The organism is Pyxidicoccus sp. M6, assembly GCF_055568925.1.
Map to the genome: position 1 here is coordinate 9,739,828 of NZ_CM145714.1, position 13,280 is coordinate 9,753,107.

The window sequence follows — 13,280 nt, forward strand, 5'->3', positions numbered from 1 at the left end:
CAGTCTAGTGCGCACCTGTCAGGCTCGCGCGGCTCCAATCGTTGGTGTATTCTCTACACCAAGGAGGCAGGACACATGAGCGGAGCGGAGCAGAAAAGGTTCACCTTCTTCTGGCGCGAGGAGTCCCCCTTCTCACAGTGGCACCGGTCCGAGTTCGTGGTGGACGGGGTCCGCTACATGTGCGCGGAGCAGTACATGATGGCGGGCAAGGCGCGCCTCTTCGGTGACGCGGAGGTGCTGGCGAGCATCCTGAAGTCCTCCTCGCCGAAGACGCACAAGGCGCTGGGGCGCAAGGTGCGCGACTTCGACGCCGCCGTCTGGGAGCGCGAGCGGGAGCGCATCGTCTACGAGGGCAACCACGCGAAGTTCACCCAGAGCTCGGCGCTCTTGAAGACGCTGCTGGCCACGCAGGGCACGGAACTGGTGGAGGCCAGCCCCCTGGACCGCATCTGGGGCGTGGGCCTGGGCGAGGAGGACCCTCGCATCCAGGACCCGTCGAAGTGGCGCGGACTGAATCTGCTGGGCAAGGTGCTCACGAAGCTGCGCGAGGACCTGCTCGCGGCGGGTGTCACCGAGGCCCGTCCCGTCGCGCGGTAGGACGGGCCTCGCGCGTCACCTGCTTCAGAATTCGTAGCGCAGGGTGGCCTGAGCCGGCAGGGCCAGGTCCACCTTGCCGCTCGACCTGGCGTACTTCTGCTGGAAGCCCTCTCGAATGGGCGCCAGGTCGAAGCGCGGCGTCGCGAACTTGATGGCCTTGCAGTGGTCGTCGTGTCCGTCGTGCACCAGCGTCAGGTTCGCCACGGGCGTGCCATCCGCCCCCTGCTGGAACGAGCCATCCCAGGCCAGCACGTACGTGTGTTCCTTGCAGCCGCCGCCGTACGACACGCTCACGTCCAGCACACCCCGAAGGATGCGGAGCCCTTCGATGCGGATGGGGTCCTTCGCCTCGGGAGCCGCCATGACGGTGATGGGCTCCACGGGGGCCTTGCCCTCCTCGGAGGGGGTCTCCTTGACGGACTCCTCCGCCTCCTCCCCTCCCGCCGGTGGCAGCTGCTGCACCTCGGGTTCCGGCTCCACCCGCGTGGACTTGCCCGCGCAACCGGCGAGCAGACCGAACAGCACGACGCCACACCAGCCCAGCTTTCGCATACGCCTCTCCTCGAGAACGCGTGAGTCTCAACGGTGGAGCGCGGCCTCGTAGGCCGCCAGGGTTCCCTCGGCGGCCCGCTTCCAGGTGAACCTCGCCGCCTGTGCCCGGCCCTTCTCCGCCAGGGCCCGCCGCTCCCCGGGCGACTTCAGCAGCCGGTCGATGGCCTGAGCGAGCCCCTCCGCGTCATCCGCCCGCACCGCCACGGCCGCGTCGCCACAGACCTCCGGCAGCGAGCCCGCGTTGGAGACGATGGTGGGCGTGCCCAGGTGCATCGCCTCCAACGGCGGCAGGCCAAAGCCCTCGTAGCGCGAGGGAAACACGAAGAGGGCCGCGCGACGCATCAGCTCGTAGAACACGGCGTCGGACTGGTAGCCGAGCGGGCGCACGTCGTGCCCCTCCGAGCGCATCCGGGCGACGCGGCCCTCCACGCGGCCCGAGCCGAACCAGCTCTGCCCCGCCAGCACCAGCGTCGCCGGCTGCCCACGCGCGCGCAGCCGCTCCATGGCGTCCAGCACCAGGTCCACGTTCTTCCGCACGTCGAGCGAGCCCGCGTAGAGCACGTAGTCCTTCGGCAGCGACAGGGCGCGCAGGAAGTCCACGCTGGTGGCGTCCAACACCGGCGCGTGCACGTGGTCCACGCCGTTGTGCACGACGACGGTGCGCGCCTCCGCCTCGGGGATGCGGGCCAGCAGGTCCTGCCGGGTGCGCTCGCTCACGCACACCACCCGGTCGGCCTGGGCCACGCTGCGTGCGAGCCACAGGCGGAACTGCCAGCGGAACGCGGTGGACACCGTCTCCCGCATCAGCAGCGGAATCAGGTCATGCACCGTGAGCACGTAGGCGGTGCCGGGCACGCGGGTGAGCGGGAGGTTGAAGTTGCCGTGCGCGTGGTAGAGCGGCGCGCCCAGGCGCTGGAGCACGCGGGGCAGACGCCCGAGTGTCCACGTGGTGCGGCCCGAGTCGCCGCGGGGGTGCTCGCCGCTGCTCCGCGCCCCCAGCTTCTCCAGGCGCACGCCCAGGCCTTCGAGGGCGGAGGCGAGGCAACGGGTGTACAGGCCGATGCCGGTGGTGGGCTCGTCCCAGAGCGTCGCGTCGAAGGCGATGGGGCCGGTGGACACGGTGCGCCTCATAACACGACTCGTGTGATAGGCAGGGCCGCGCATGGCGATCCACCAGTTGATACCGAGCTTCGTCCCCGGCGACGCCACCGGGCAGGCCGCGCTGCACCTCCAGCTCCTCCTGCGCCGCATGGGCCACGCGGGCTCCCTGTACGCGGACGAGGTGGGCGCGGGCCTGGAGGGTCTGGCCAGCCCCGCCTCCGCCCTGCGGCCGAGACCCGAAGACCTGGTCCTCTATCACCACGGCATCGCCTCGCCGCTGAGCAGCCGGCTCATGCACCTGCCCTGCCGCCGCGGCGTGGTGTTCCACAACATCAGCCCCTCGCGCTTCTACACGGGCCTGCCGCTAGCGGATGCGCTGGTCGCGGGGCGTGCGCAGCTCGCGGCGATGGCGCCCTTCGCGGACATGGCCATCGGCGTGTCGGACTTCAACTCCGCGGAGCTGCGCACGGCGGGCTTCCGCAACGTCCACACGGTGCCGCTCTTCATCGAGCCCGAGCGCTTCAGCCGCGAAAATGCAGCCCCGAAGATGCTGCGACAACTCGCGGGCCCCGGCCCCGTGCTGCTCGGTGTCAGCCGGGTGATGCCGCACAAGCGCTTCGAGGACCTCATCGCGCTGCACCGTGAAATGCTGCGGCTGCGGCCCCAGGCGCGGCTGCTGATGGTGGGCGGGTACGAGCCGGGCAGCCGTTACTTCCGCATGCTGAAGCGAGAGGCGAAGGGCCTGAGCGGCGTGCACTTCCTGGGACGGCTGAGCCACGCGCAGCTCGTGGCGGCGTACCGCTCCGCGTCCGTCTTCGTCTCCATGAGCGAGCACGAGGGCTTCGGCGTCCCGCTCATCGAGGCCATGGCGGCCGAGGTGCCCGTGCTGGCGTACGCGGCGGCGGCGGTGCCGGAGACGCTCGGCGGCGCGGGCGTGGCCTTCGACCAGAAGCGCTTCGCGTTCCTGGCCGAGCTCGCGGTGGACCTGAGCGAGGACCTGTCCCTGCGCGAGCCGATCATCGCCGGGCAGACGCGCAGGCTGGAGCACTTCTCCGCGGCGTCCGCGCAGCGCGCCCTCTCGCGTGCGCTGGACGGGTTCCTGCCCGAGCCCACGCCGCGTCCGCGCAAGGCGCCGAAGCGCCCGCGCGTGGCGCTGGTGGTGCAGCGCTACGGCGAGGTGACGGGCGGCGCGGAGAAGCTGGCCGCGCAGATGGCCGAGCACCTGGCCCCGCACTGGGACCTCACGGTGCTGACCACGTGCGCGAAGAACCACCTCTCGTGGGAGAACGTCTTCCCGCCCGGGCAGGACGAGGTGGACGGCATCAAGGTGCTGCGCTTCCCCTCGACACGAGCGCGCAACATCCGCGGCTTCAATGGGCTGTCGCGGCAGGTGTTCGACAAGCCCAACGAGCGGCTGCGCGAGGAGCAGTGGGTGGCCGAGCAGGGCCCGCTGAGCCCGGGGCTCTTGAACCACCTGGCGACCACGCAGGGCGAGTACGACGGCTACCTGTTCTTCACGTACCTCTACACGCATACGGTGTGGGGCCTGCCGATGGTAGCGGACCGCGCGCTGCTGGTGCCGACCACGCACGACGAGTCGCCCATCAAGTTCGGCGTGTACCGCGACGTCTTCGAGCGTCCGCGCGCGCTCCTCTGCCTCACGCCGGAGGAGCTGACCATCATCGAGAAGTACTTCCCGAACCACGCGCGGACGCGGGTGGTGGGCGTGGGCGTGGACCGGCCCCCCGCGGACGCCGCGCGCTTCCGAGAGAAGCACGGCATCCGCAAGCACTACCTGCTGTACGTGGGGCGACAGGAGCCGGGCAAGGGCGTGGGCGAGCTGCTCGAGTTCCACCGCGCGCTGAAGCAGCGGTACGCGGACGCGCCGGACCTGGTGCTCGCGGGCGACACCAACATGGACCTGTCCGGCGAGGGCGTGCGCTACCTGGGCCGCATCGACGAGCAGGACAAGCACGATGCGCTCGCCGGAGCGCTGACGGTGGTGGTGCCGTCCCGGTACGAGAGCCTGTCGCTGCTGACACTGGAGGCCTTCGCGCAGGGCACGCCGGTGTTGGTGAACGGACGCTCGGACGTGCTGGTGGGACAGGTGGAGCGCAGCGGCGCGGGCAGGACGTATACGGACCTGGAGTCGTTCATCCAGGGTCTGCGCGAGGTGGGCGAGCAGCGGGGGCCGCTGGGGAAGAAGGGCCTGGCGTACGTGAAGAAGCAGGGCTGGCCGCAGGTGGTGGCCGCCTACCGTGAGGAGCTTGAGCGCATCCTCGAGGAGAAGCGTCGATGAAGCTGTTGGGACGGGACATTCCCACACGGGAGCTCATCTCCCGAATCGAGGAGCGCCTGCGCACACGCGGCCTCCCCACGTCGGAGCCGCTGGACGTGCCCCCCGAGGGCGTGGAGCCCCGGGTGGAGCCGCTGACGTTCAACCTGCACGCGCTGGAGGAGAACGCGGACGCCACGCGCGCGCTGCCGCTGCACACGCACCGGGGCGGCGCGGGGCAACTGGTGCTGGTGGCGAAGTGGGCCTTCCGCAAGTCGTGCCAGGTGTTCATCAACGAGGCGCTCGGGAGGCAGCGCGTCTTCAACGGGCACGTGCGTGATTCGTACGCGCAGCTCTCGGCGGAAGTGATTCGCCTGCGGCGCGAGGTGGAGGAACTGCGAGCCCGCGCGGGCGTGGGTGGACGGCCTCCTTCGGGAGACGCGCGGCCCGTTCCGGCGGTGACGGCGCCGGACGCGAAGCCCGCGATTGAGTCGCAAGCCCGGGCCGAGCAGCCCTCGGGCGTGACCGGGCCAGCGTCCAAGCCAGCCCGCACCGAGCCGAGCACTCCCTCCGCGAAGGCCAGCCCCCGAGCGAAGCCCGCTTCCGAAGCGCGTGCCCAGCCGGCGGCGCCGAAGCCCGCGACTACAACCCGCGCGCAGCCAACGACCGCGGGAGCCCAGGTGCTCCCACCGCCTCGCCACACCAGAGCAGCAGAGGGGCAACCTCCTCGTGCGCAGACGGGTTCGCCTCGGGCACGGCCGGAGACGCCATCCGCTCCAGCACAAAAGGCAGGTTCGCCCCGGACTCGGAATGAGACACCGCCGTCTCCGGCACAGCAGTCGGGCCAGCGTCCTCGCAGGTCTGGCGACAAGCGCCGCGGCCGCCGCAAGTAATCCCCGGACGCGCCTGGCTGCCCCACAGCCTCCTGTCCGTCCAACCGGGCCCACACGACAGGGCCCGGCCCTCCGGCTCCGCGCAAGGAGCTGCCGGCCCTCGGATGGCTCGCATTGACGGCCCCCGCTGCCGCATGTCAAACCGGCCGCGTGGACGAGTCTTTCATCAGCGTGGTCATCCCCGCCTACAATGAGGGTCAGCGCCTGCCCCGCTTCGTGGGAGAGCTCACGCGCGTCTTCCAGGAGCGCCCCGCTCCGCCCGTGGAGTTCATCGTCGTCGACGACGGCAGCCGCCCCGACCACGCCACGCTCCAGCGGGCCTGTGTCGAGGAGGCCCAGTCCCGACTCGCCGCGAAGGGCTCGGCCCACCGCTTCACCTACGTCGCCGCCCCCCGCAACCAGGGCAAGGGCTCGGCCATCCGGCTGGGCTGGCGCGGTGCTTCCCCCCACTCCACCTGGCTCGCCTTCGTGGACGCGGACGGCGCCATCAGCGCCGAGGAACTGCACCGCCTCGTGGAGCTGTCCGCCTCCGCCGCCGGCCAGGACACGGACGTGATTGCCGGCTCGCGCATCCTCATGGCCGGCCGCCGCGTGGTGCGAAACCTCCACCGTCACCTGCAGGGGCGCGTCTTCGCCACGCTGACGGACACCAACTTCCGCCTGCGCTTCTACGACACACAGTGCGGCGTGAAGCTCATCCGCGCCACCCTGCTGCGCCCGCTGCTCGACGTGCTCCGCGAGGAGCGCTGGCTGCTGGACATCGAGCTGCTCGCGCTCCTCAAGCGCCAGGGCGCCCGAGCCCTCGAAGTGCCCATCGACTGGGAGGACTTCGGCGGCTCCAAGGTCATCCCCGGCCTGGACGGGCTGCGAATGTTCTGGGGCCTCCTGCGGCTCCGGCGCCGTCTGGACCGACTGGCCCTCCCCGCCCCCGCTCCGCGCCCGGAGCACGAGGCCCTGCCCGCCGGCATCACGGGAAGCGGTACACGCTGACGAAGTTGTCCTCGTACGCCAGCTGGCCGCCCAGCTCCTCCACCACGAAGCGGTGCCGCATGGGGTGGAAGAAGTGCGAGACGTACCAGCGATAGTGATTGTCCTTGAGGAAGCGCCGCATCTGCTCGCGCTCCTCGGGCGTCACCGTCCCCGCCACGCCATACAGCCCCTCCAGCGCGCGGAAGATGCGCAGCTCCAGCATCTCCGCCTCGCGCACCGGCAGGCGTGACAGGCGCGCGAAGGAGATTGGCTTGTGGTGGTAGAGCTGCTCCCACTGCCCCAGCACGTTGTCCGTGAAGACGGCCGCGGGCAGGGGTGCGTCGCGAATCTCATCGAAGATGGGCGGCAGCCTCGGCAACTGCGGCATGGGCACCGGCTTGCCGAGGTACTCCACGTTCGGCACCACGGCCACGGCCAGCGCTACCCCCAGCCCCGCCGCCACGCCGCGCCCGGACGCGGACGCCATGCGCCCCAGGTGCGCCGCCGCGAAGGCGACAAGGACGCCCAACGACAGCGTGGTGAGGAGCTCGAAGCGCACCGGCATGCCGCCACGGGAGAAGAGCGGCACCACGTGCTTGAAGACCACGTACGGCATGGGAATCTGCACCAGCAGCGGCTGGTCGAAGGCGGTGAGCGGCGTGTACAGCGCCAGCAGCGAGCACACCGCCAACAGCGCCACCACGTCCCGTTTCCACGGGCGCCCGCGCCACACCGGCGACCACCCCACCACCACCGTCGCGGCCACCAGCAGCACCGCCGGGGACAGCTTGTCCACGAGGTGGATATTGAGCACGGTGCCCATGGACAACACCGCGAAGCCCAGGCCCAACCCCGCCCACCTCCGTCCCTCGGGCACGCCGCGCCAGAGCGCGAAGACGGCGAGCAGCGGCGTCAGCCACCCGAGGAAGGTGCCCGCCTCCTCCGCGTTGGTCGACATCTTCTCGCGCACGACCCCCGTCGCGAATTCCCGCATCCACGCCGGCATCGACTCCGTCCAGCCCGACAGCGAGTCCGGAACGAAGAAGGCATACAGGTCCGTGAAGTAGTCCGAGTCCCCGTGGTGGATGGCGAGCGGCGCGGGGAAGGCATGCAACAGCAGCGGCACCACCGGCGGCACGCACGCCAGGCCCGCCGCCAGCGCGGCCATGCCGGCCCTGCGCATGCCCGCGTCCCTCAGCGTGTCCAGCGACAGCAAGGGCCCCCGGCGCCAGCGCTCCGCCACCACCCAGAGGAACGAGAAGAGCGCGATGTAGAGCAGGTAGTAATAGTCACACAGCAACGTGTAGAGCGCGGCCAGCGCCACGCCCACGAGCCACTTGCGCTTCCCTTCGTCCAGCCACCGCAGGAAGAAGTACAGATAGAGGGGGATGCCCTCCAGCGCGGACAGGTTGAGGTGCGCGAGCGCGTGGCTGAGGTGGTAGCGCGAGAAGTTGAACACGCACGCACCCGCCAGCGCCGCCACCGCCGCGAGGTTCGGCTCGAAGCCCGCGCGCCGCAGGAGGTAGTCCAGCAGCAGCCACGTCGTGTAGCCCGTCACCACGAAGGTGCCGAAGAGGACGAGGTTGTACGCCGTCTCCACGTCCATGAAGGGCAGCAGCACCACGCCCCACAGCGTCTTCGCGGGCGACAGCGTGTGCCAGTACAGCTCCGCCCCCAGCGGCCAGTGCAGCATCGGCGCGAAGAACGGGTTGCGCAGCTCCGTCACCGCCTGGCGCATCCACCAGAGGTGCCACATGTTCATCACCACGTCCTCGCGCCCGCCCGCGACATGGCCCCGCAGGTTCGCCAGCAGCGGCCAGGTGTGGAACGCGGACAGCAGCGAGGACGCCAGCAGCACCAGCGGATGGAGCACCCGCCGCGGGAGAGAGGACATAGACGGTGGCAGTCAGACCGGCCGCTCTGCGGCCATCAGCATGTTGTCGCCCAGGTTGAACGGAATGGCCCACGCCCCCGGCACCACGCGCCGCGCCAACTCCAGCACCGGCGCCGCCGGACGGAAGCTCGCACCTACCTTCCGCAGCAGGTAGTCCGCGGAGATGATGTGCGTGTACGTCCGCGTGTCCTTCACGCGGAAGCCCACCTCCTCCAGCAGCGTCGCGAGCGTGGAGCGGCCGAAGTAGAACAGGTGCATGTCCATCAACCACGGCCACTGCGCCCCGAGCAGCCGGGCCACGAGGCTCCCCACGTCGATGGTGGACAGGTAGATGCGGCCACCGGGGCGCACCAGCCGGAACGCCGACTCCAGCTCCGTGCGCGGGTCCGCGAAGTGCTCCACCACGTCCCACAGCGTCACCACGTCGTACTGCGCGCCCCGCGCCACCAGCTCCGCCAGCGGCACGCCGTGCACCGTGAAGCCCAGCGAGCGCGCGTGCCCCGCCGCCCAGCGCGACAGCTCCAGCCCCTCCGGGCGGAAGCCCGCCTCGCGAGCCACGTCCAGGAAGTAGCCGCAGTAGGCGCCCACATCGAGCAGCGTCCGTCCCAGCGGCGGCCCCAGCGCGCGCACCACCCTGCGGAACGTGTGGTAGCGGTTCTCCTTCTCCGCCACGTAGAGCGGGTCTTCCACCCCCTGGTACGCCGCGAGCAGTTCCTGCGCCGAGCGCATGGGCCACTGGAAGAGCATCCCGCAGTCCTCGCACTCCCAGATGGGCGGGTGACTCCGGTGACCGAAGGAGGTGCAGTTGTAGGCCGCCGCCCCCTCGGGCGCCGTGCCGCCGCGGGCGGGGAACCTCAGCCGCAACCGGCCGCCCTTGCACAGGTAGCAGGCGTCGGGCACCGGGGCGAGGTGGGGTTCCCCGTGACGGCGGTGGGCGCGTTCCTTCATGGACGGCGCACCGTAGCCCTGCGAGCGAGCACTCACAACACGGCAGGTGGGTGCCCCGCGCCTCCCTGCCTTCATGACGCGAGGCGGGGTGCCTTGGCCGTCCTGACGCGTTACAACCGAAGCCGGGCCAATCGCTCCCATCTCAGGCCATCACACGCAGTGCTGAGCCCGCTTGCTTTCCGGGCGGCTCACCGCGAAATAGGCCCCGCCCGGGAGCCGTTCCCCCAGGTTTCTCTCACACCTTCAGTGATATGCGCGCATTGACCGACCTGCCCTCCGACTCCGCTCCCCCCCTCACCCTGGGCCTGCCGGGCTTCGCCTTCGAGGACCTCTACCGTCCGCGCGGCCTGCGCCGGCTCCTGGAGCGCTTCGACGCGCAGCTCGCAGAGGAAGAGCCCGAGCTCTTCCAGGCCTACGACGCGTACCGGAAGTCCGGGGGCACGAGCGTCTCGGGCCCCGCCGAGTCGGACCTGCTCATCCGCGTGTCGCGCCACGTGTCGCGCTTCGTCGCGAAGCTCTTCCGCATCGAGGGGGAGCTGGAGCGTCTCGCAGGCGGCCTGAAGGGCGAGCTGCCCCTCTTCGACTTCAAGCGCGAGTTCATCACCCGCCGCGTTTTCAAGAAGGGCGCTGCGGACCGCCCCTCGCTGGCCGAGTTCCCCTCGCTGGACGCGCGCATGCGGCTGCTCATGCAGCTCGGCTTCCCGGAGGCGCTGGCCACGGGCGATTTGGAGCGCGGCCTCGCCGAGTCCGTCCTCACGCTGATGGACCTGGAGCGCCTGTTCGCCGGCAGCCTGCCCGCGGACCTGCAGCCGCGCGCGGAGGCCCTGCGCGCCCGCTGGGCCGCGCTGCGCGAGACGTTGGTGTCCACGCAGGAGGGCCGTGACGCCTTCGGCTCCAGCCTCGTCACCCACGGCGACGACGCCGCGGAGCTCGTGGCCGTGCGCGCGCTCCTGTCGCTGGCGGACCGCTGGACGTACGCGCGCGCCCTGCACCCGGAGACGAAGGAGCTCTTCCACGCCTGGCCCACGCACCGGATTCCGAAGCCGCTGGTGTTCGACCAGCTCGTCCAGCTCAAGCGTCCGGACCCGGAGCTGCCCGAGGCGACGGAGGGCGACGAGCACCACCTGCGCCACCGCGACGGCTTCAAGCTCACGGACCGCCGCGGCACCTCGCGCGACGTGATGAACGAGGTGGACTACTGCGTCATCTGCCACGAGCGCTCGAAGGACTCGTGCTCCAAGGGCTTCCCCGCGAAGGACCCGGTGGCGGAGGGGCACAGCTACAAGAAGAACCCGCTGGGCATTCCGCTCAACGGGTGCCCGCTCGACGAGCGCATCTCCGAGGCGCACCTGCTCAAGCGCGAGGGCAACTCCGTGGCCGCGCTGGCCATGGTGACGCTGGACAACCCGATGTGCCCGGGCACCGGCCACCGCATCTGCAACGACTGCATGAAGGCCTGCATCTTCCAGAAGCAGGAGCCGGTGAACATCCCGCTGGCGGAGACGGCCACCCTCACGGACGTGCTCGCCCTGCCCTGGGGCTTCGAAATCTACGGCCTGCTCACGCGGTGGAACCCGCTCAACGTGCGCCGTCCGTACGCCCTGCCCTACGTGGGCCGCAACGTGCTGGTGGTGGGCCTGGGCCCCGCCGGCTACACGCTGTCCCACTACCTGCTCAACGAGGGCTTCGGCGTCACCGGCGTGGACGGCCTCAAGATTGAGCCCTTCCCGGATGAGCTGGTGGGCCGCAACGGCCGCGCCATGAAGCCCATCCGCGACTGGAACGCCCTCACCAGCGAGCTGGACGAGCGCGTGCTGGAGGGCTTCGGCGGCGTGTCCGAGTACGGAATCACCGTGCGCTGGGACAAGAACTTCCTCACGCTCATCCACCTCACGCTCGCGCGGCGCGAGGGCTTCCGCATCTTCGGCGGCGTGCGCTTCGGTGGCACGCTGACGATTGACGACGCGTGGGCGCTGGGCTTCGACCACATCGCCATCGCCGCCGGCGCGGGCCGCCCCACCATCATCGGGATGAAGAACAACCTCATCCGGGGCATCCGCAAGGCGAGCGACTTCCTCATGGCGCTGCAGCTCACCGGCGCCTTCAAGAAGGACTCGCTGGCCAACCTCCAGGTGCAGCTGCCCGCCATCGTCATCGGCGGCGGCCTCACCGGCATCGACACCGCCACCGAGCTGATGGCGTACTACCCGGTGCAGGTGGAGAAGACGCTCGCCCGCCACGAGAAGCTGGTGGCGGAGCTGGGCGAGGAGGCCGTGCTGGCCCGCCTCGACGCGGAGGAGCGCGCCACCTACCAGACCTTCCTGGAGCACGGCCGCGCGGTGCGCGCCGAGCGAGAGAAGGCCAGGGCCGAGGGCCGCAACCCGGACTTCATCAAGCTGGTGCGTGGCTGGGGCGGCGTGAGCCTCGTCTACCGCCGCGGCCTCACGGAGTCCCCCGCCTACCGCCTCAACCACGAGGAGGTGACGAAGGCGCTGGAGGAGGGCATCCGCTTCATCGAGCGCATGAGCCCGGTGGAGGCGCTTGCGGACGCGTCCGGCGCGGTGCGCGCGCTGCGCTTCGAGCGCATGGTGACGGTGGACGGCAAGCTGAAGGGCAGCGGCCAGTTCTTCGAGCTGCCCGCGCGCACGGTGTGCGTCGCCGCCGGCACGTCCCCCAACGTCACGTACGAGAAGGAGTACCCGGGCACCTTCCAGCTCGACGCGCGCGGCGAGTACTTCCAGGGCCACGAGCTGGTGGAGGACGGCGACGGCTTCACGCTGAAGCCCGTGCAGGCCAAGGAGGACCCGGCGGCGAAGGCGGGCTTCTTCACGTCCTACCAGAAGGACGGCCACCTCATCTCGTTCTACGGCGACAACCACCCGACGTACGCGGGCAACGTGGTGAAGGCCATGTCCAGCGCGAAGGATGGCCACCCGGAAGTCGCGCGCCTGTACGCGAAGGAGGTGGCGGCGCTCGACTTCACGGACGAGGTGGCGCAGGCCCGCCGCGAGGAGAAGCGCGCCGCGCACTTCGCGAAGCTGGATGACGCATTCTCGGCCACCGTCGTCGCCGTCAACCGCCTGACGCCGACGATTGTGGAAGTCGTGGTGCGCGCGCCCTTCGCGGCGAGCCACTTCTCGCCCGGCCAGTTCTACCGCCTGCAGAACTTCGAGCGGAACGCGCCCGTGGTGGATGGCATGCGCCTCACCATGGAGGGCCTGGCCCTCACCGGCGCGTGGGTGGACAAGGAGAAGGGGCTGATGGGCACCATCGTGCTGGAGATGGGCTCGTCCTCGCGCCTGTGCGCCGCGCTCAAGCCCGGCGAGCCCGTGGTGCTGATGGGCCCCACCGGCGCGCCCACCGAAATCGGCCACAACGAGACGGTGGCGCTGGTGGGCGGAGGCCTGGGCAACGCGGTGCTCTTCTCCATCGCCCGCTCGCTCAAGGCGGCCGGCTGCCGCGTGGTGTACTTCGCCGGGTACCGGCAGAAGACGGACTCGTTCAAGCAGGACGAGATTGAGGCCGGCACGGACCAGATTGTGTGGTCCGTGGACACGGGCGACACGATTACCCCGCGCCGTCCGCAGGACTCCGCGTTCCGGGGCAACGTGGTGCAGGCGATGCTGGCCTACGCGGAGAACAAGCTGGGCCCGGCGCCGGTCATCTCGCTGTCCGAGGTGGACCGCATCATCGCCATCGGCTCGGACCGGATGATGCGCGCGGTGGCCGAGGCGCGGCACGGCGTGCTGCAGCCGCACCTCAAGCCCGGCCACGAGGCCATCGGCTCCATCAACTCGCCGATGCAGTGCATGATGAAGGAAATCTGCGCCCAGTGCCTCCAGCGGCACGTGGACCCGCTGACGGGCAAGGAGACGTGGGTGTTCTCCTGCTACAACCAGGACCAGCGGCTGGACCAGGTGGACTTCGTCAACCTCAACCAGCGCCTGCGTGGCAACACCGTCATGGAGAAGGTGGCCGACGTCTTCCTGGCGCAGCTCCTCAAGAAGGCGCCGCACCTCAAGCGCGTCTGAGGCACTGCCCGCCCCCAGGG

At 70.5% G+C, this 13,280-nt stretch carries 9 protein-coding genes; 5 read left to right on the forward strand and 4 right to left on the reverse strand.

Going from position 1 to position 13,280, the window contains the following annotated elements; all coding sequences use genetic code 11:
• Positions 1-75 precede the first annotated feature (75 nt).
• The gene (locus ACVTJA_RS38180) at positions 76-597 is read left to right on the forward strand and encodes an NADAR family protein (protein ID WP_465827660.1); all 522 of its coding nucleotides are present in this window, start codon (positions 76-78) and stop codon (positions 595-597) included.
• Positions 598-621: 24 nt separating this feature from the next.
• Here ACVTJA_RS38180 and ACVTJA_RS38185 read toward each other — a convergent pair whose 3' ends face one another.
• Together ACVTJA_RS38185 and ACVTJA_RS38190 are read right to left on the reverse strand one after the other, a co-directional pair.
• Positions 622-1,149 (reverse strand): hypothetical protein, encoded by a 528-nt coding sequence (locus ACVTJA_RS38185; protein ID WP_465827661.1) that lies wholly within the window; start codon positions 1,147-1,149, stop codon positions 622-624.
• A 27-nt stretch (positions 1,150-1,176) separates the two neighbouring features.
• Entirely contained in the window at positions 1,177-2,280 is a 1,104-nt protein-coding gene (locus ACVTJA_RS38190; RefSeq protein ID WP_465827663.1) for a glycosyltransferase family 4 protein, read from the reverse strand.
• A 31-nt stretch (positions 2,281-2,311) separates the two neighbouring features.
• Between ACVTJA_RS38190 and ACVTJA_RS38195 the strand changes: the two genes are divergently transcribed.
• The 3 genes from ACVTJA_RS38195 to ACVTJA_RS38205 all read left to right on the forward strand — a co-directional run bounded on the left by ACVTJA_RS38195 (position 2,312) and on the right by ACVTJA_RS38205 (position 6,408).
• Positions 2,312-4,549, forward strand: a complete 2,238-nt coding sequence (locus tag ACVTJA_RS38195; RefSeq protein WP_465827665.1) for a glycosyltransferase family 4 protein — start codon at positions 2,312-2,314, stop codon at positions 4,547-4,549.
• A complete protein-coding gene (locus tag ACVTJA_RS38200; protein ID WP_465827666.1) occupies positions 4,546-5,418 on the forward strand; it encodes a hypothetical protein in 873 nt (290 codons plus the stop codon). The genes ACVTJA_RS38195 and ACVTJA_RS38200 overlap by 4 nt, the downstream gene beginning before the upstream one ends.
• Positions 5,419-5,568: 150 nt before the next feature.
• Positions 5,569-6,408: a glycosyltransferase gene (locus ACVTJA_RS38205; RefSeq protein ID WP_465827668.1), complete on the forward strand. Its 840-nt coding sequence runs from the start codon at positions 5,569-5,571 to the stop codon at positions 6,406-6,408.
• On the opposite strand, the gene ACVTJA_RS38210 is transcribed toward ACVTJA_RS38205, so the two are convergent.
• Both ACVTJA_RS38210 and ACVTJA_RS38215 read right to left on the reverse strand, forming a co-directional pair.
• On the reverse strand, positions 6,386-8,281 hold the full coding sequence (locus ACVTJA_RS38210) for a hypothetical protein (RefSeq protein WP_465827670.1): 1,896 nt from the start codon (positions 8,279-8,281) through the stop codon (positions 6,386-6,388). The genes ACVTJA_RS38205 and ACVTJA_RS38210 overlap by 23 nt on opposite strands.
• A gap of 12 nt (positions 8,282-8,293) precedes the next feature.
• Positions 8,294-9,229, reverse strand: coding sequence for a class I SAM-dependent methyltransferase (locus ACVTJA_RS38215; protein WP_465827671.1), 936 nt, complete (start codon positions 9,227-9,229; stop codon positions 8,294-8,296).
• A 251-nt stretch (positions 9,230-9,480) separates the two neighbouring features.
• Between ACVTJA_RS38215 and ACVTJA_RS38220 the strand changes: the two genes are divergently transcribed.
• A complete protein-coding gene (locus ACVTJA_RS38220; protein WP_465827672.1) occupies positions 9,481-13,260 on the forward strand; it encodes an FAD-dependent oxidoreductase in 3,780 nt (1,259 codons plus the stop codon).
• Positions 13,261-13,280: the final 20 nt, after the last annotated feature.

Coding starts and splice junctions, on each gene's coding strand:
- ACVTJA_RS38180 (WP_465827660.1), top strand. CDS start 76: ATGAGCGGAGCGGAGCAGAAAAGGTTCACCTTCTTCTGGCGCGAGGAG.
- ACVTJA_RS38185 (WP_465827661.1), bottom strand. CDS start 1,149: ATGCGAAAGCTGGGCTGGTGTGGCGTCGTGCTGTTCGGTCTGCTCGCC.
- ACVTJA_RS38190 (WP_465827663.1), bottom strand. CDS start 2,280: ATGAGGCGCACCGTGTCCACCGGCCCCATCGCCTTCGACGCGACGCTC.
- ACVTJA_RS38195 (WP_465827665.1), top strand. CDS start 2,312: ATGGCGATCCACCAGTTGATACCGAGCTTCGTCCCCGGCGACGCCACC.
- ACVTJA_RS38200 (WP_465827666.1), top strand. CDS start 4,546: ATGAAGCTGTTGGGACGGGACATTCCCACACGGGAGCTCATCTCCCGA.
- ACVTJA_RS38210 (WP_465827670.1), bottom strand. CDS start 8,281: ATGTCCTCTCTCCCGCGGCGGGTGCTCCATCCGCTGGTGCTGCTGGCG.
- ACVTJA_RS38215 (WP_465827671.1), bottom strand. CDS start 9,229: ATGAAGGAACGCGCCCACCGCCGTCACGGGGAACCCCACCTCGCCCCG.
- ACVTJA_RS38220 (WP_465827672.1), top strand. CDS start 9,481: ATGCGCGCATTGACCGACCTGCCCTCCGACTCCGCTCCCCCCCTCACC.